At 44.8% G+C, this 17667-nt stretch carries 17 protein-coding genes and 1 pseudogene; 14 read left to right on the top strand and 4 right to left on the bottom strand.

What is annotated here, in order from left to right; genetic code table 11:
* Window positions 1-27 precede the first annotated feature (27 nt).
* The 6 genes from nadA to B5G00_RS02845 all read left to right on the top strand — a co-directional run bounded on the left by nadA (window position 28) and on the right by B5G00_RS02845 (window position 4832).
* A complete protein-coding gene (gene nadA / locus B5G00_RS02870; protein ID WP_087268186.1) occupies window positions 28-936 on the top strand; it encodes a quinolinate synthase NadA in 909 nt (302 codons plus the stop codon).
* 10 nt (window positions 937-946) lie between these two features.
* Complete coding sequence (locus B5G00_RS02865) at window positions 947-2254, top strand: L-aspartate oxidase (protein ID WP_087268183.1); 1308 nt, start codon at window positions 947-949, stop codon at window positions 2252-2254.
* Window positions 2251-3102, top strand: coding sequence for a carboxylating nicotinate-nucleotide diphosphorylase (nadC, locus tag B5G00_RS02860; RefSeq protein ID WP_087268180.1), 852 nt, complete (start codon window positions 2251-2253; stop codon window positions 3100-3102). The genes B5G00_RS02865 and nadC overlap by 4 nt, the downstream gene beginning before the upstream one ends.
* A 73-nt stretch (window positions 3103-3175) precedes the next feature.
* Entirely contained in the window at window positions 3176-3682 is a 507-nt protein-coding gene (locus tag B5G00_RS02855; protein WP_087268520.1) for a transcription repressor NadR, read from the top strand.
* Window positions 3683-3729: 47 nt separating this feature from the next.
* Window positions 3730-4332, top strand: coding sequence for a cytidylate kinase-like family protein (locus tag B5G00_RS02850; RefSeq protein WP_087268178.1), 603 nt, complete (start codon window positions 3730-3732; stop codon window positions 4330-4332).
* 8 nt (window positions 4333-4340) lie between these two features.
* Window positions 4341-4832: a GNAT family N-acetyltransferase gene (locus B5G00_RS02845; protein ID WP_087268175.1), complete on the top strand. Its 492-nt coding sequence runs from the start codon at window positions 4341-4343 to the stop codon at window positions 4830-4832.
* A gap of 76 nt (window positions 4833-4908) precedes the next feature.
* Here the strand turns inward: B5G00_RS02845 and B5G00_RS02840 are convergent.
* Window positions 4909-5415 (bottom strand): annotated as a pseudogene (locus tag B5G00_RS02840) (MATE family efflux transporter); the annotation flags it as partial.
* Window positions 5416-5523: 108 nt separating this feature from the next.
* On the opposite strand from B5G00_RS02840, the gene fliB reads away from it, so the two are divergent.
* Complete coding sequence (gene fliB / locus B5G00_RS02835) at window positions 5524-6672, top strand: flagellin lysine-N-methylase (protein ID WP_087268172.1); 1149 nt, start codon at window positions 5524-5526, stop codon at window positions 6670-6672.
* 14 nt (window positions 6673-6686) lie between these two features.
* The gene (locus B5G00_RS02830; RefSeq protein WP_087268167.1) at window positions 6687-6980 is read left to right on the top strand and encodes a cysteine-rich small domain-containing protein; all 294 of its coding nucleotides are present in this window, start codon (window positions 6687-6689) and stop codon (window positions 6978-6980) included.
* A 7-nt stretch (window positions 6981-6987) separates the two neighbouring features.
* On the opposite strand, the gene B5G00_RS02825 is transcribed toward B5G00_RS02830, so the two are convergent.
* Window positions 6988-7647 (bottom strand): HAD family hydrolase, encoded by a 660-nt coding sequence (locus tag B5G00_RS02825; RefSeq protein WP_087268165.1) that lies wholly within the window; start codon window positions 7645-7647, stop codon window positions 6988-6990.
* 176 nt (window positions 7648-7823) lie between these two features.
* Between B5G00_RS02825 and yaaA the strand changes: the two genes are divergently transcribed.
* From yaaA to B5G00_RS02810, 3 genes are read left to right on the top strand one after another with little or no spacing between them, the layout of a single operon-like run.
* Window positions 7824-8579, top strand: a complete 756-nt coding sequence (gene yaaA / locus B5G00_RS02820; protein ID WP_087268162.1) for a peroxide stress protein YaaA — start codon at window positions 7824-7826, stop codon at window positions 8577-8579.
* Window positions 8576-9049, top strand: coding sequence for an NADH-quinone oxidoreductase subunit NuoE family protein (locus B5G00_RS02815; protein ID WP_087268159.1), 474 nt, complete (start codon window positions 8576-8578; stop codon window positions 9047-9049). Before yaaA ends, B5G00_RS02815 begins: the two co-directional genes overlap by 4 nt.
* 4 nt (window positions 9050-9053) lie before the next feature.
* Entirely contained in the window at window positions 9054-9746 is a 693-nt protein-coding gene (locus B5G00_RS02810) for an HAD-IA family hydrolase (protein WP_087268156.1), read from the top strand.
* Between the two features lie 123 nt (window positions 9747-9869).
* Here B5G00_RS02810 and B5G00_RS02805 read toward each other — a convergent pair whose 3' ends face one another.
* Together B5G00_RS02805 and carB are read right to left on the bottom strand one after the other, a co-directional pair.
* Window positions 9870-10787 (bottom strand): DMT family transporter, encoded by a 918-nt coding sequence (locus B5G00_RS02805; protein ID WP_087268152.1) that lies wholly within the window; start codon window positions 10785-10787, stop codon window positions 9870-9872.
* A gap of 96 nt (window positions 10788-10883) precedes the next feature.
* Window positions 10884-14102, bottom strand: coding sequence for a carbamoyl-phosphate synthase large subunit (carB, locus tag B5G00_RS02800; protein ID WP_087268149.1), 3219 nt, complete (start codon window positions 14100-14102; stop codon window positions 10884-10886).
* Between the two features lie 214 nt (window positions 14103-14316).
* Here carB and B5G00_RS02795 point away from each other — a divergent pair, with 214 nt between their 5' ends.
* Genes B5G00_RS02795 through B5G00_RS02785 form a run of 3 tightly spaced genes read left to right on the top strand, consistent with a single transcriptional unit; the run spans window position 14317 to window position 17632 of the window.
* Window positions 14317-15018 (top strand): ABC transporter ATP-binding protein, encoded by a 702-nt coding sequence (locus B5G00_RS02795; RefSeq protein WP_087268146.1) that lies wholly within the window; start codon window positions 14317-14319, stop codon window positions 15016-15018.
* Window positions 15019-16590 (top strand): putative ABC exporter domain-containing protein, encoded by a 1572-nt coding sequence (locus B5G00_RS02790; RefSeq protein WP_087268143.1) that lies wholly within the window; start codon window positions 15019-15021, stop codon window positions 16588-16590.
* 19 nt (window positions 16591-16609) lie between these two features.
* Entirely contained in the window at window positions 16610-17632 is a 1023-nt protein-coding gene (locus B5G00_RS02785) for a nucleoid-associated protein (protein WP_087268140.1), read from the top strand.
* Window positions 17633-17667 lie beyond the last annotated feature (35 nt).

The raw sequence follows: 17667 nt of genomic DNA, 5'->3' as shown, positions 1-17667 counted from the left end.
AAAATTGTGTTAACAGGAGGGACAGGGATGGAGTCCATAAAAGAAGAAATAGAGAAGTTGAAGAAGGAAAAAAGAGCCATTATCCTAGCTCATTATTATGTGCCTGGAGAGGTTCAGGAAATCGCCGATTATATAGGAGATTCCTATTTCCTGAGTAAAAAAGCCAGGGAGACAGAAGCAGAAATGATTCTTTTTGCAGGTGTGTCTTTTATGGGAGAAAGCGCCAAAATTCTGAATCCGGAAAGAACTGTGCTGCTTCCAGATGCCCAGGCAGACTGTCCTATGGCTCACATGGCTTCCAGGGAGAAGATCAGGGAAATGCGGGAAAAGTATGAGGAACTGGCTGTGGTCTGCTACATTAATTCCACTGCAGAACTTAAAACGATGTCCGATGTATGTGTCACTTCTTCCAATGCTGTAGACATTGTAAAAAAACTGCCAAATAAAAATATTTTCTTTATACCTGACGGCAATCTGGGGGCTTATGTGGCAGCTCAGGTGCCTGAAAAAAATATTATAGTCAATGAGGGATATTGCCCTGTGCACAGAGAAATCCAGGAAGAGGATGTAAAAAATGCAAGGAAAGAACATCCTAAGGCCTCTGTACTGGTACATCCGGAATGTGTTTCAGAAGTGGTCCGTACTGCGGACTTTGTGGGGAGCACTTCGGAGATTATCCAATATGCCTGCCAGTCAGAAGAAAAAGAATTCCTGATAGGTACAGAGGAAGGCGTGCTCTGGGATTTGGAGAAAAAATGTCCCGAAAAAGCCTTCTATCCGGTAAAACCAGGCCAGTGCTGTCTGGATATGAAAAAAGTTACCCTGGAGAAGGTAAGAGATGCTCTGAAAGAAGAAAAATACCAGGTTTCCCTGGAGCCGGAGACCATGGAAAAGGCCAGAAGACCTCTGGACAAAATGCTGGAACTGGGAAAATAGGAGGAAAAACATGGAGACGAAAAATGCAGATATACTGATTGTTGGAACAGGAGCCAGCGGACTTTTTGCCGCTCTCCATATTCCAGAGAATCTTCAGGTGCTGATGATCACCAAAGGTCAGGTGAAAGAAAGCGATTCTTTTCTGGCCCAGGGGGGAATCTGTGTGCTGAGAGACGAAGAGGATTATGATAGCTTTATGGAAGACACTTTAAAGGCAGGCCATTATGAAAACCGCCGTGAATCTGTGGACATTATGATCCGCTCTTCCAGGAATGTGATCCGGGAGCTGATTGAATACGGAGTGGACTTTGCCAGAAAAGACGGGGAGCTGGATTATACCAGAGAGGGCTGCCACTCTAAACCCAGAATTCTCTTCCACGAGGATATTACAGGAGAAGAAATCACCAGCAAGCTGTTAAAAGCAGTGCAGGCCCTGCCTAATGTGGAAATACTGGAGCAGGTTACTATGCTGGATATGATCGAAAAAGAGAATACCTGCCTGGGGATCATAGCGAAAACGGAAGAAGGAGAACATCTGGGAATTCAGGCCCGATATACCATTTTTGCAACGGGAGGAATCGGCGGGCTCTACCGTCATTCTACAAATTATCCACATCTGACAGGAGATGCACTTGCTGTTGCCATGCGCCATGGGGTAGAATTAGAACATATTGATTATATCCAGATTCATCCTACCACGCTGTATTCTCAGAAGCCTGGACGGAGATTCCTGATTTCTGAATCTGTGCGGGGAGAAGGGGCTAAGCTTTATAATGCCAAGGGAGAACGTTTTGCCAATGAGGTGCTGCCCAGAGATCTGCTTACCGCCAAGATACAGGAACAGATGAAAAAGGACGGGAAGCCCTATGTATGGCTGGATATGACCGTTCTGGGAGAAAAGGTGATCCTGAACCATTTCCCTCACATCTATGAAAGATGTCTGGAAGAAGGCTATGATGTGACAAAAGACTGGATACCGGTAGTTCCAGCCCAGCATTACTTTATGGGAGGCATCCATGTGGACAGCAGCAGCAAAACTACCATGGAACATCTTTATGCTGTGGGAGAGACCAGCTGCAATGGTGTCCACGGAGCTAATCGCCTGGCGAGCAACTCTCTTTTAGAGAGTCTGGTATTTGCCCAACGGGCGGCCCAGGATATTGGAGAAAAATGGCAGTCTGAAGGGGAACAGGAAAAGGACTTTGCTGAACTTCTTCAGAAAACAGAAAAATGTATCTGCAAACAGGAGAAAAACCTGGCAGATACCTATAAACAGGAAGTATTAGGAGAAATTGAAAGGGAGAGACAGGCAAAATGAATGAGATAACTATGAAATTAAATGCAGACCGTCTGATCCGGATGGCCCTTGAGGAGGACATTACCAGTGAGGACATTACCACTAATTCGGTTATGAGAAAGAAAGAGACAGGAGAGGTCCAGCTTCTGTGCAAAGAAGATGGAGTCATTGCCGGACTCTGGGTTTTTGAGCGGGTATTCACCCTTCTGGATGAGAACACAGAGACAGAATTCTATGTAAAAGACGGCGATAAAGTGAAAAAAGGACAGCTGCTGGGAATGGTGAGAGGAGATATCCGGGTTCTTCTTTCCGGAGAACGGACTGCACTGAATTATCTTCAAAGAATGAGCGGCATTGCTACCTACACCAGACAGATTGCCGATATGCTGGAAGGAAGCAAAACAAAACTATTGGATACCAGGAAAACTACTCCCAATATGCGTATTTTCGAGAAATATGCGGTAAAAACAGGAGGAGGCTACAACCACAGATATAATCTGTCTGACGGTATTTTACTGAAAGATAATCATATCGGAGCAGCAGGAAGCGTGAAAAAGGCTGTGGAGATGGCAAAAGAGTATGCTCCTTTTGTAAGGAAGATTGAGGTAGAGACCGAAAATCTGGATATGGTAAAGGAGGCTCTGGAGGCAGGGGCAGATATTATTATGCTGGACAATATGTCTCCGGAAATGATGAGAGAAGCGGTAGAACTTATAGACGGCAGGGCCCAGACCGAGTGTTCAGGCAATGTAACAAGAGAAAACATTGAAAAACTGGTTTCCATAGGAGTAGATTATATTTCCAGCGGGGCTCTGACCCATTCTGCGCCGATTTTAGACCTTTCCTTAAAGAACCTTCATGTAGTATAATAGAGACAGAAAATCAGGCGTACATAGATTTCATAAAAAGTATTCCTGGATATAGGAGGAGATGACAGGTCAGATGGCAGGAGAAAAACGGAGACAGGAAATTTTAAGATACATAGAAGAAAGCGAAAAGCCGGTATCCGGGCAGAAACTGGCAGAAATCTTTCATGTGAGCAGACAGGTGATCGTCCAGGATATCGCCCTGCTGAGAGCCGGTGATAAAGAAATTTTCTCCACCAACAGAGGATATATCTGCAGGGAAAAGAAAAGAGCAGTGAGGATTTTCCGGGTTTTCCATTCAGATGAACGGATAGAAGAAGAATTGAACCTGATTGTGGACTGGGGCGGAAAGGTAGAAGATGTATTTGTAGACCACGAAGTCTATGGAGAGCTTCGGGCGCCTCTCAATATCAGTTCCAGAATGCAGGTCCGGAAATTTCTGGAAGAAATCCGAAGCGGGAAATCCCGTCCCCTGAAGAATATTACCTCTGGATATCACTGTCATACTGTCTGGGCAGACAGCGAGGAAGTACTGGACAGAATTCAGGAAAGCCTGAAAGAGGCAGGAATCTTAAGCAGGTAAGCCTGACAGTTTTGCATTTCTTGCTTTACTGAGAAAGGAGAAGGATTATGGGAAAAAGGGTGATCACTATCAGCCGTGAATTTGGCAGTGGAGGAAGAACTATCGGAAAGAAAACTGCAGATCGTCTTGGAATTCCCTATTATGACAAGGAATTGATCAGGAAGATTGCAGAGGAAACAGGATTCTGCCAGGAGTTCGTGGAAAAACAGGGAGAGGAGGCGTCAAGCTCTAACTGGTTTTTCTACAGTCTTACTCAGGGTCAGGCCATGGGACCAAACGGAATGTCCATGGCAGACTATCTCTGGTCTGTCCAGTATGATATCATCCGGAAGTTGGCGGAGAAGGAACCATGTGTGATCGTAGGCAGATGTGGAGACTATGTATTGGAGGACAGAGAGGACTGCCTCCATGTATTTGTCCATGCGCCTTTGGAATTTAAGAAGGAAAGGATCATCCGCCTCTATGGGGAAAGAGAAGAGAAACCAGAGAAAAGGCTGGAGGAAAAAGATAAAAAGCGAAAGCTTTACTACCAGCATTATACAGGGAGAACCTGGGGGATGGTTCAGAACTATCACCTGTGTCTGGACAGCAGCCTGATCGGGATTGACAATTGCGTGGACATTATAGAAAAACTGGCGAAAGGAATTTAGACAAAAACATGACAGATGTAGTGATCAGAATGGCAAAGCCCCAGGAGGCCCAGCTTCTGGCAGAAATAGAAGGAATCTGCTTTCCTCCTCTGGAGGCGGCTTCCCCCGCCCAGATTGAAGAGAGAATGAAGGCTTTTCCGGAAAATTTTGTGGTGGCAGAGGCAGAAGGGCAACCTATAGGATTCATTAATGGAGGCACGACAGATAAACCATGTCTTCCTGATGAGATGTATCATGATGTAAGTCTTCACAATTCCCAGGGGGCCTATCAGACAGTGTTTGGCCTGAATGTACTCCCTGCATACAGACATCAGGGAATCGCAGGAAAACTGGTGGAGTATTTTGCAGAGCTGGCCCGGAAAAGGGGAAAGAAAGGTGTGATCCTTACCTGTAAGGAAAGGCTGATCGGTTTTTATGAAAGCCATGGATTTCAGTGCTTCGGTGTGGCGGATTCTTCCCACGGAGGAGCCAGATGGTATGAAATGAGAAGGATATTCTAAAGAAACAAAAGCCGGACAGGCTTGGGGAAAACGATAAATTTTCCCACAGACCTGCCCGGTTTTTGTTTGTAAAAATTTAGAATTCACGGGTGATATTTTTCAGCCACTTATAGCTTTTGTAATGCCGGTATACAAAGGGAAGCTTTACAAATTCATCTGTGCAGATGAGAAAATATACCCACATAGGCGGCAGCTTAAGAATAAAAGCGGAAAGAAAGCCCAGGGGAACTGCATATACCCACATGTCAATAAAGTCACAGATAAATCCCCATCGAGAATCTCCTCCAGCCCGGAAAATACCGCTGATGACAGCAGAATTCATAGCCTGTCCTATAACATAATACATGTTTATAAAAAGCATGATATTCAAATATCCCTGGGATACAGCACTCAGATCAGACATATTCATAAACACAGGACGGAGAAGAAAGATCAGGATACCTCCGGCATTGGCAATACCAAAGCAGAGCACGGTTCCCAGATTTCTAGCTACCACTACTACGGCGTTTGCCGCTACCATGTCGCTTCCCAGGTGTCCCATGATCACCGAGTACATAGAAAAGGCGACTCCCCAGGACACTTCTATTGTTGGGGAACAACGGATCAGACTAAGATTGTCCCGGGGAGGATTGTAATTTTAAAGAAAACGTGATACCCTGATGTTGATAATTAAAGAAAGCAGGAAAAATCGATGCGTTACAAAAAACCACAGTTTTATGACAGCTTCCATTGTATTGCAGGCAGATGTCCGGATACCTGCTGTGCAGGATGGCAGATTTTGATAGATGAAGAATCTCTGGAAAAATATAGCAGTGTAGAAGGCCGCTTCGGCACCCGGCTTTTAAACTCAATTGATTGGTATCAGGGGGCTTTTGAACAGTATAATAAAAGATGCAGTTTTTTGAATGATGAGAATCTGTGTGAGCTCTATCAGGAACTGGGCCCAGAGGCTTTGTGCCAGACCTGTCGGATGTATCCCAGACATGTGGAAGAATTTGAGGACCTGAGAGAATATTCCCTTTCTCTTTCCTGTCCGGAGGCGGCCAGGATCATGTTGTCTACAGAAGAAAAAACAAAATTTATAGAGACAGAAGATACTTTGGAAGAGGAAGAGGATTATGAGGATTTTGATCTGCTGCTGTTTGACAGGCTGGAAGAAGCCAGAGACCTTATTTTTTCCATGATCCAGAACAGAACTTTGTATTTTTCTAAAAGGATGGCCGTTCTTCTGAGATTTTCATATGAAATACAGGAAGTCCTGGATAAGGGGGAACTTTTTGAACTGAATCTGGAAGACTGTATGAACAGAGCTCTGGAGAAAGAAGAGTGGGAGAGTCTTGAGGCCAGATTTAATAATATGAAGGATATGGCTAAAGATTTGGAAAAACTGGAAGTGCTCCGGGAAGACTGGGGGAAAGAGCTTGCAAATCTCCAGCACCGGCTTTATGATAAAGGAGAAGTGGCTTATAAGGAGATTCAGAAAGAATTCTTTGAAAACTTGAAATATGCAGGGAAGGAACAGGTCTGGGATATATGGGGAGAACAGATACTGGTCTTCTTTGTCTATACCTATTTCTGTGGAGGGGTATATGACGATATGATTTATACGAAGGCTGTTCTGGCAGTTTTCTCTGTACTGTGGATCAGGGAGATTATCATGGAGAGATGTTATGAACAGGGAAGGCTTCCGGAACTGGAACTAGTCTGCCAGGCTGCCTGGCAGTTTGCCAGAGAAATTGAGCATTCAGATGAGAATCTGAATCTTCTGGAAGAGTTTTTTGACGGCTCTGAACGTTATATGCCGGAGAATCTCATACCGGGTATAGTTTATCATTTATAAAAAGGAGAAAATCTATGAGCGAAGAAAAACCTTATTGGGAAGGGAAAAAGTATTCTTTTTTCAGTCATAAAGAATGTGAATATTTTCCATGTCATAAAACGAATGACCCGGAAAACTTTAACTGTCTGTTCTGCTACTGTCCTCTGTATGCTCTGGGAGATAAGTGCGGAGGAAACTTTAAATATACAGAAAAGGGCGTAAAGGATTGTACAGACTGCCTTCTGCCCCACAAAAGAAAAAATTTCGGTTATATCATGAGTAAATATAAGGAGATTATGGAGCTGGCGAAGGCAAATCATGAAAAGTAATCTAAGCTTACCTATGATTTATATCTTTGATAAGAGGGATTATCTGAGATAGATCCTCACATACATAGTCGCAAAATGGCAGGAGTTCTTCGGTATAAGGTGTCAGATCCGGTACCATACAGGAGATGCCTCCCGCAGCTCTTGCGGCTTTCAGACCATTGATGCTGTCTTCTACGATCAGGCAGTTTTCAGGCGGTATCTGGAGGGCTCGGGCGGCTTTCAGGAAAATATCAGGTTCCGGCTTGCAGGCAGCTACCTCGTTGCCACATACAGAGGCAGTGATAAAAGAAGTGATTCCGGCCAGTTCCCAGTAATGGGAAGCAGTATTGCGGTCTGTAGAGGTAGCCACAGCAGCAGGAAGTCCTTCTTCTTTTAAGAAAGCCAAAAGTTCTTTCAGGCCCTTCTTTTCCGGAATAGAATACTTATCAATATATTCTTTGGTATACTGGCTGCGGATCTGACGTCCCCTGTTATAGTCTACTGTGCCATGGTACCATTTTTCGAATAGGGCAGCACTTCTGTCCCGGGAACTTCCTCTCATCTGGCGCAGATGTTCTTCTGTGATAGTAAACCCCATTTCTCTGCCAGCTTTCATCCATCCCTCTTTCATCAGTCGTTCTGTGTCAAAAAGAACACCATCCATATCAAAAATAACAGCCTTTATCATTGAAATTTCTTTCCTTTCGTCATATATATTTTTCCAGTTTGTTTCAAAATTCATTTTACCATGGAAAAAAAGGAAAGTCTATTGGCGAAAAAGGAAGTGACGGGAGCAGAAGAACATGGTAAAATACCGAAATAGGAATCTAACAGGAAGAAATATGCAGATTTGGAGTTAATGAAATGAAAATCATTATATCACCGGCAAAGAAGATGAATAGGAAAGAAGAGGAGCTTGACAGGCTTACCAGACCTGTATTTTACGAAGAGGCCTGCTGTTTAAGAGAAAAGATGAAGACTATGGATTTCGGCTCTCTGAAAACTCTCTGGAACTGTAACGATAAAATCGCAGAGGAGAACCTGGAACGTCTGAGGCTTTATGAGATGGATAAGAATCTGACAGGGGCGGTGATCGCCTATGAAGGAATCCAGTATCAGTATATGGCGCCTCAGGTGTTTACAGAGCGTCAATGGGAGTATATAAAAGGACATCTGCGGATTCTGTCCGGACTCTATGGACTTCTGGGACCCCAGGACGGGGTAATCCCCTATCGGCTGGAAATGCAGGCAAAGCTGCAGATAGGAGAACACAAAGACCTGTATAGCTTTTGGGGAGACAGATTGTATCGGGAGCTGACAAGAGAGGACCGGACAATCCTGAATCTGGCATCTAAGGAGTACAGCAAAGCCATAGAAAAATATCTGGAGAAAGATGTTCGGTATATCACCTGCATTTTCGGGGAACATATTCAGGGAAAGATCAAAGTAAAAGCCACGAAAGCAAAAATGGCCAGAGGAGAAATGGTCCGCTGGCTTTCAGAAAATCAGATCGAAGAGCCGGAAGAAATTAAAAATTTCCATAGCTTAAACTATGTATTCCGGGAAGAATATTCCTCTGAGAGAGAGTTTGTCTTCCTGGAAAAGGAGGAAGTTCAATGAAAAAGGAAACAGAAGTAAGAGAAATCATAGAATACTATGCCGGTCAGAAAGAGGCAAAATCCCAGGAAAACCTTACAGCTATGCTTCGGGAAATCCAGGAGACAGAAGGATGGATCCCTGCAGAGGCTTGCAGCATAGCAGCAGAAAAGATAGGAATCAAAGAAAGTATGCTGGCCTGTATCATAAAACTGTACCCCAGTTTAAAATCTGCACCCTATGTCCATGAGATTCTTTTGTGCACAGGGGAACGATGCCAAAGAAAAGACAGTCTGGAGCTTCTGGCAGCTGTAAAAGAAAAGCTGCAGACAGATAAAGAGGGATTATCTAAAGATAAAAGGATTCTTCTGACCACTCGGAATTGTCTGAAAAAGTGCAGCACTTCTCCTAATATTTACGTGGATAAAGTCCATTATCCCAATATGACAAAAGACAAACTATTGAAACTGATCGATAAATTGAGACAGGAGTAGGAAGATGAATTATCAAGGAATATTATTTGACCTGGATGGAACCCTGACAGCCTCAGGAGAGGGGATTACGAAATCTGTACAATATGCCCTGGAGAAAATGGGAAAGCCGGAGCTTGGAGAAGATCTGAAGAAACTGGAAGTTTTTGTTGGCCCGCCTCTTCTGGAACAGTTTATGGTGTATGCCGGGTTTTGTGAGGAGGAGGCAAAAGAAGCCGTTCGGTATTACCGGGAACGGTATAATGTCACAGGAATTTTTGAAAATAAGCCATATCCCGGAATAGAGGAATTGCTGGGAGCTCTGAAAAAGCAGGGACTTATTCTGGCGGTGGCCTCTTCTAAGCCGGCTCCAATGGTAAAGATCGTTTTAGAGCATTTTCATCTGGATACATATTTTGACGTTATCAGAGGCAGCGATATCAGCCGGCCCAAAATGACAAAGGCAGAGGTAATCCTTCAGGTATTGGGGGAAATGGGATATGGGGATAAAAAAGATCAGGTCATTATGGTAGGTGACCGGCATTACGATGTTCTTGGCGCAAAAGAGACTGGACTTTCCTGCATTGGAGTGACTTATGGGTACGGGACCCGGGAAGAGCTTTTAGAGGCAGGAGCTATACAGACAGCGGACAGTGCCTGGGAACTGGAGAAAATCCTGCTGCATCGTCCGGCAGGCGACCAGAAAAATCCCGAAGAATGAGCCATCGGGGGATCTGACTGAAAAATCAATGGAAAAAGGCTGGTGTAATTTGCAGACAGAAAAATCTGTGGAAATTACACCAGCCTTAGCTGTTCTAATAAAAAATGTTTTTTCGGAATGGACCTAAAAAGACTCTGTTTCGGAAGTTTTCTTCAAAGCCGGGGAAACCTGTGCCAGAATGATCGCTCCGAACATCAGTAAACAGCCTGCAATTTCCCTGGGAGTAAGAGCCTGTCCAAGGAGGATCCAGCCAGCCAGTACAGAAACTACAGATTCCAGGCTGAGGATCAGAGAAGCGATGGTAGGGTCGGTGCCTTTCTGACCGATGATCTGCAGGGTGTAGGCAATTCCGCTGGAAAATACACCGCCGTAAACAATGGGCAGCCAGGCAGCCAGGATTTCTGAGAGAGACGGCTTCTCAAAAAGAAACATCAGCACAGAGGAAAGGAGAGCGCTTACAAAAAACTGTATGCAGGACAGTTTCACTCCGCTGACCCTGTCCGTAAAATGGTCGATCACCAGTATGTGCAGGGCAAAACAAAGAGAGCAGAGCAGGACCAGCAGATCTCCCTGTCCCAGAGAAAAACTGCCCTGCATACACAGCAGATACAGCCCTGCAAGGGCAATGGCTACACTGATCCATATCTGAAAAGAAACCTGTTTTTTAAGGAATATTCCCAATATGGGTACTAAAATAATATATAAAGCAGTAATAAACCCGGCTTTTGCTACAGTAGTATACTGAATCCCGACCTGTTGGAGGGTGGTAGAAAGAAACAGCATAAAGCCGCAGAGTACACCGCCTATGAGCACATCTTGGGGCCGGTCCACAGTATGTCCGTGGGTTCGGTCCGCCTTTTTTCTCCCTCCGAAAAGAAATACACAGGGAACCAGTACAATACCGCCCAGTAAAGAACGGACGGCATTAAAAGTATAGGGACCGATGTAGTCCATGGCCACGCTCTGGGCTACAAAGGCGACTCCCCATATAAGAGCTGTTAAAAACAGCAGGATAAAATTTTTAGAATGTTTCGCTGACATAATATAAGTCTCCAAAATGGTGTAATAAATTTTTCAGGGCTGTCACATTAAATATTCACGATTTTTGTTTAATGGGGCAGCCCTGAGATTGTAATCTTACTTCAGCATTTTGTGATATTCCTGGAGAGATTTTAAAGGTGAAGCCTCTTTATTCAGCACTGCGTGGATTCCTTTGGCGCTGGCCAGAGCCGCAGACATAGTAGTGATATATGGAATTCGTTTATTAATCGCAGTTTTCCGCAGATAAGAGTCATCATATTTACTCTGTTTGCCAGCAGGTGTATTGACGATCAGATCGATCTGTCCGTTCACCATGGCATCATAGATATTGGGACGGCCCTCCTGGAGTTTCTTCAATGCTTTGCATGGAACGCCGTTTTCATTGAAGTAACCGGCGCATCCTTCTGTAGAAACAATTTCAAATCCCAGCTCATGAAGCTGTCTGGCTACGGTAAGAGCGTCGGGACGGTCTTTTTTGTTTACGCTGACAAGAGCAGTTCCGCCCAGAGGAAGCTTGGCATTTGCAGCTTCTTCCGCCTTGTAATAGGCCATTCCGAAGGATTCTCCCAGACCCAGAACTTCTCCTGTGGAACGCATTTCCGGCCCAAGAAGAGGGTCTACCTCCGGGAACATATTAAATGGGAAGACGGCTTCCTTAACTCCATAGTAAGGATGCTCTTTTTCTTCGTATTTTGTCACATCAGGACGAGTGCCGGTAAGTTCGTAGGTCATTAATTTTGTTGCAATATTTGCCATATTGATATTGCAGACTTTGGATACCAGAGGAACTGTACGAGAGGCTCTTGGGTTGGCTTCCAGAACATAGACTTTGCCTTCACAGATAGCATACTGCATGTTCATCAGTCCCACAACGCCCATTTCGCAGGCAATGGCAGTGGTATATTTCCGGATCAGGTCTTTGTGCTCTTCTGAAATCTCTACGGAAGGAATTACACAGGCAGAGTCTCCGGAGTGGATGCCGGCCTGCTCAATGTGCTGCATAACTGTAGGAACAAAAGCGTGTGCACCGTCAGAGATGGCGTCGGTTTCACATTCCAGAGCATTCTGAAGGAATTTATCCATAAGGATGGGACGTTCCGGTGTTACATTAATAGCAGCGGCCATGTAGTCTTTCAGCATATCGTCGTCATAGACTACCTCCATACCTCTTCCTCCAAGGACATAGGAAGGACGCACCATCATAGGATAACCGATGCGGTGGGCGATCTCCAAAGCTTCCTCTACATTTACTGCCATTCCGGATTCCGGCATAGGAATCTCCAGTTTCTGCATCATAGCATTGAACTGGTCTCTGTCCTCAGCCATGTCGATAACTGCCGGAGAGGTTCCCAGAATATGCGCTCCTCGTTTTTCCAGCTCTGCTGCAATATTCAGAGGCGTCTGTCCGCCGAACTGAACGATAATGCCCAGAGGTTTTTCTTTGTTATAGATAGACATAACATCTTCTACAGTAAGAGGCTCAAAGTAGAGTTTATCTGAAGTATCATAGTCTGTAGATACGGTTTCCGGATTACAGTTTACCATGATGGTCTCAAAGCCCAGCTCACGGAGAGTAAAGGCTGCGTGAACACAGCAGTAATCGAACTCGATACCCTGGCCGATACGGTTTGGACCGCCGCCCAGAACCATAACTTTACGTCCTTCGGAAACTGTGGCTTTGTCTTCTCCGATATAGGTAGAGTAATAGTAGGAAGCAGGCTCCTTTACAGCACTTACAGGAACTGCATCCCAGCGCTGGGAAAGTCCCAGTGATTCTCTCCGTTTAAACAGTTCCCATTCCTCTGTGTGAAGGAGCTGAGCCAGATATTTGTCGGAGAATCCGTCTTTCTTTGCCCGGATCAGCAGCTGGTCAGGCAGTTCTTTATCCTGGTATTTCAGAATTTCTTCTTCCAGGTCTACCAGCTCTTTCATCTGCTCCAGGAACCACATTTTGATATGAGTCATATCGTGGAGTTTTTCAAGAGAAGCCCCTTTCCGGATGGCTTCGTACAGAAGAAACTGGCGTTCGCTGGTAGGCTCTGCCAGTCTCCGGTACAGCTCATCCAGGGAAAGGCTGTTAAAATCTGAGGCAAAGCCCAGTCCGTAGCGGCCTTTTTCCAGAGAGCGGATGGCTTTCTGAAGAGCCTCTTTGTAGTTTTTACCGATGGACATTACTTCGCCTACGGCTTTCATCTGTGTGCCGAGCTTATCCTGGGAACCTTTAAATTTCTCAAAGGCCCAGCGGGCAAACTTGATAACCACGTAATCCCCTGAGGGTTTGTATTTGTCCAGAGTTCCCTCTTTCCAGTAAGGAATCTCATCAAGTGTCAGACCGGCGGCCAGAAGGGCAGATACATAGGCGATAGGGAAGCCTGTAGCCTTGCTGGCAAGGGCAGAGGAGCGGGAAGTTCTGGGATTGATCTCAATGATAATGATACGTCCGCTCTTGGGGTCGTGGGCAAACTGTACGTTGGTACCGCCGATAACGCCGATGGATTCTACAATAGCATGAGCCTGCTTTTCCAGCTCATCCTGGACTTCCTGGGAGATCGTCAGCATAGGAGCGGCACAGAAAGAGTCTCCTGTATGAACACCCATAGGGTCAATGTTTTCAATAAAGCAGACAGAAATCTTCTGCCCCTTTGCGTCACGGACAACCTCTACTTCCAGCTCTTCCCAGCCGATAACAGATTCTTCGATGAGAATCTGGTTTACCATAGAAGCAGCGATACCTCTGGCAGCTACTTTACGCAGCTCTTCTTCGTTGTAGACGATTCCGCCTCCGGTTCCACCCATAGTATAGGCAGGACGGATTACACAGGGATAGCCAAGCTGGCCGGCAATCTTCACGGCTTCTTCTACAGAATAAGCAGGAGCGCTCCGGGCCATTTCAATGCCCAGTTTATTCATGGTATTCTTAAATTCGATACGGTCTTCCCCCCGGCTGATGGCATCGACCTGAACACCGATGACTTCTACGTTATATTTGTCCAGTACGCCGGCATGATATAATTCTTCACAGAGATTCAGGCCGGATTGCCCGCCCAGATTTGGAAGAAGGGCATCAGGCCGTTCTTTTGCGATGATCTCTGTCAGGCGGTCTACATTCAGAGGCTCGATATAAGTTACATCTGCAGTAGAGGGATCGGTCATAATGGTGGCCGGATTGGAATTGACCAGCACAATTTCATAGCCAAGGCTCTTTAAGGCTTTGCAGGCCTGGGTGCCAGAATAGTCGAATTCGCAGGCCTGTCCGATAATGATTGGGCCGGAACCGATGATCAAGACTTTGTGGATATCATTTCTCTTTGGCATAAAATCCTCCTAATATATAAAATTTTTGTAAAACCTATTCACAATGCAAGTATATCACAGTGACAGAAGGAGAAGCAATAAAAGAAGAAATAAAAATCAACCAGAAAGGTTTTCCTTTACCATGACAGAACTTTTTGATATACTGGCCTAAACGTTAATAATTTTCCGATAAATTTTAGAAATTGTTGGAAAAATCATACCAAGGAGGACAGATATGATTGAGGTAAAGAATCTTACCAAGTACTATAAAGGAAGCCATCAGGCAGCGGTGAAAGACGCTTCCCTTACTGCAATGCCCGGTGAAATTACTATACTTCTGGGACCTAATGGTGCTGGAAAGTCTACAACGATCAAGAGTATTGTAAATCTTCTGAGCTATAAAGGGGAAATTCTCATCTGCGGCTGCCCAAACAACAGCCTGGAAGCAAAACAACAATTTGGCTATATTCCGGAGGTTCCGGTACTCTATGACCTTCTTACTGTAGATGAGAGTATTGAATTTATTGGAAAGGCATATCGCCTGGAGAACTATAAAGAGACGGGAGAAAAATATCTGGAGCAGTTTCAGCTGACAGAACAGAGAAATAAACTTGCAAAAGAGCTGAGTAAAGGTATGAAGCAGAAACTGAGCATGATCCTGGCCCTGCTGACGGAGCCCAAGGCGCTCCTGGTAGACGAGCCTATGGTAGGACTTGACCCTGCCAGTATCGAAGAAGTGCTGCAGCTTCTGGTAGAGCTGAAAAATCAGGGCACCTCTATATTGATCAGCACCCATATCATTGATGTGGTCAATGATATCTGGGACTGCGCCTATATTATGAATCACGGGGAGATCATCCGCCGGATCCACAGAGGCGAGGAAGGCAGCGAAACACTGAAACAGATTTTCTTTGAAGCTACAGCGGAGGAAGAATAAATGAGGTCACTGCTATTTCTATCTTTTTTAAAAATGAAGGGAGCAGTCCGGAATCAATTCCGAACCCCGGCTTCTGCACTGATCACGATTTTATTGATCCTTCTTTACGGCGGCCTGGTGATCATGGCTTTTGCTGCATCTTCAGACAATCCAATGGCAAAAGGAACTCTGGACACAAATTCAGCCCTTCTTATAGGCATCGGTATGACCGCTCTTTTTGCTTTTACGGTTATGCTGAACAAAAGAAAGGCTCTGGTATTTGACACAGATGCGTACTACCTTTTCGCTGGTCCCTATACCAGAAAACAGGTGAACGGCTATATCATGCTCCAGTCTCTCAGACAGGGAGTGCTCTACAGCCTTTTAGGATGCTACATGATCGCCATGTTTTCCATGACGGGATATTTTACCATACCCTATTTTCTGGTATGTTTTGTAGTTTTGACCCTGATGCTTTTCTTCTTTCTTCTCCTCACAGATTACATTTATATGTGGGGACTGGTGGACGCAAAATATAAAAAATGGAATTATCTGCCTTTGGCTGTGGCCGTGGTCTGTACGGCGCTGGTATTTTTCTGGTCTGTGTATCAGTCAAACTACGATTTGAAAAACGGATTTTTTATATTTGCAGCCAGCCGGGAATTTTATCTGGTTCCTTTCTTTGGATGGGCGAAGTGGGCCATAGATGGCTATCTCCACAGTCAGTATCTTTTTACCCTTGGAGGAACCGGACTTCTTCTTGCCTGCTGTCTGATCATTGTGGTATTCTTTTTAAGATTTGACAAAGACATTACAGAGCAGGCAGTAGCAGATGCAGAGGAAGCCAGTGCCTTCTTGAGAAGAGCCAAAGAAAACGGCGGAAGGGCAAGGATTGAGGATGGAAAAGTAAAAAGGGTGAAAGGAGAATTTGCACCCGGAGCGAAAGCCATTCTTTCCAAAAACATGCTGATCATGCGAAAAACAGGCAATTTTCTGAGAAAGCAGGACGCAGCAGTTATTGTGATGTATTTCGTGATCAGTCTGATCGTTCTTCCAGATAACGTTTTTTATATGTTCTGCTATATGATGATCATCTGGCTGTTTACCCTGATCCAGGACTCTGATCTTCTCCGGGATTTGAACAACTATCAGATTTACCTGATTCCGGACAGTCCCTTAAAGAAACTGGTCTATGCCATGATCCCGGCCTATCTGAAAATCGGCATTATCATGAGCGTTTCTGTAATTTTTGCAGGGATCTTTACCAGAATGGCGCCGTTGGATATTTTTCAGTATCTGATCATGCTTCTGGGCTACAGTCTGATCTTTGTGGCGGGAACAGTGCTGTCTGTAAGGATTTTAAGGAGCCGGGCCAATGTGATGCTGGAATCCTTCCTGCGTATGCTGATCATCCTTGTGGCGGCAGTGCCTTCCCTGATCCTTGGAATGCTGATCATTCTACTGACAGGCATGTACCGGGAGCCTGCTCTGATGATGGCTGTCTTTACCGTGATCAGCCTGGTTATGAATATTTTGGTATCTTTGGTGATCATAATTGCATGCCAGGGCATGATGAACGGAAGAGAAGTATAAAAGAAAAGAGGAAAAAGAGATGTTAAATTCCAAAGAAGAGATCCGCATAGAGCAGGCTGTGGTACATATTATGGACCCTGGACTTGGAATGCCGGTGCTGTCTGATACGCTTCTGGACCTTGGCTCCGATCTGGCAGATTTCCTGAAAGCCCATATTTACAAGATCGATACCAGCGACGATGTGAAAAACTGCAGTTTTTTGGAAGACTCCCAGATTTTTCTCCTGGTGGAAGAGTGGGAACAGGAGAAATTCCTGGAGATTTCCCAAAAGATCGCAGGCCAGCTTTATCCTATTATGAATCAGAATATCGATATTCCCGGAGCAGACTTGCTGGTGGCAGAGTACAGCGTAGAAAAGCACAGATATCTGGCTCTTTTGAAAATGAATTATAAAACTTCCTATACCCATCTGACCAATTCAGACCCCTGGGGAAACAATAACGATATCATCCAGCAAAAGGCCATTCTCCCAGGAGAGACTCAGAAGCTTACAGAGGCGGCTCTTATTGACCTGGATTCTCCCCAGTATCTGCGGGTGGCGGAGAAAAAATATGAGGTAAATGGGGTAAAGACCAATTATTTTTCCAAAATGTTCCTGAAATGTTCCGCCTCTCTTTCCTCTAAGTCCAAGTTATCTATTGTAAGCAAGGCTGTGGCGGATGTACAGAAAAAATACTTTAGTGAGTCAGAGCAGTTTGAAGTACAGATGGAGACAAAAAGCATTCTGAATCGGGAATTTGCAGAGCAGGGAGGCTTCCAGGTTCCGGAGGTGGTAGATAAGATTTTCAAAGACCATCCGGATATGAAGGAAGAAGTCCATGAAAAGCTGGAAAAATATCATTTGAATGAAGCTGCGGTAGAACCCCAGAATCCGGCCACTACCAAGAAATATATGACTCAGCGTCTTCTGACAGACACTGGCATTGAACTGAAGATTCCTATGGAAGAATATAATAATAAGGACAGGATTGAATTTATAACCAATGCAGATGGGACCATTTCTCTTCTGATAAAAAATATCGGAAGTATTGAAAGCAGATAAAGAGACGTGTTATAATGGGATTCGTCTAAAATTAC

Source organism: Blautia sp. An46 (assembly GCF_002161645.1).
GTDB lineage: Bacteria > Bacillota > Clostridia > Lachnospirales > Lachnospiraceae > Blautia > Blautia ornithocaccae.
The sequence above is the reverse complement of the archived record's forward strand: the minus strand, read 5'-3'. Positions and strand labels throughout refer to the sequence as shown.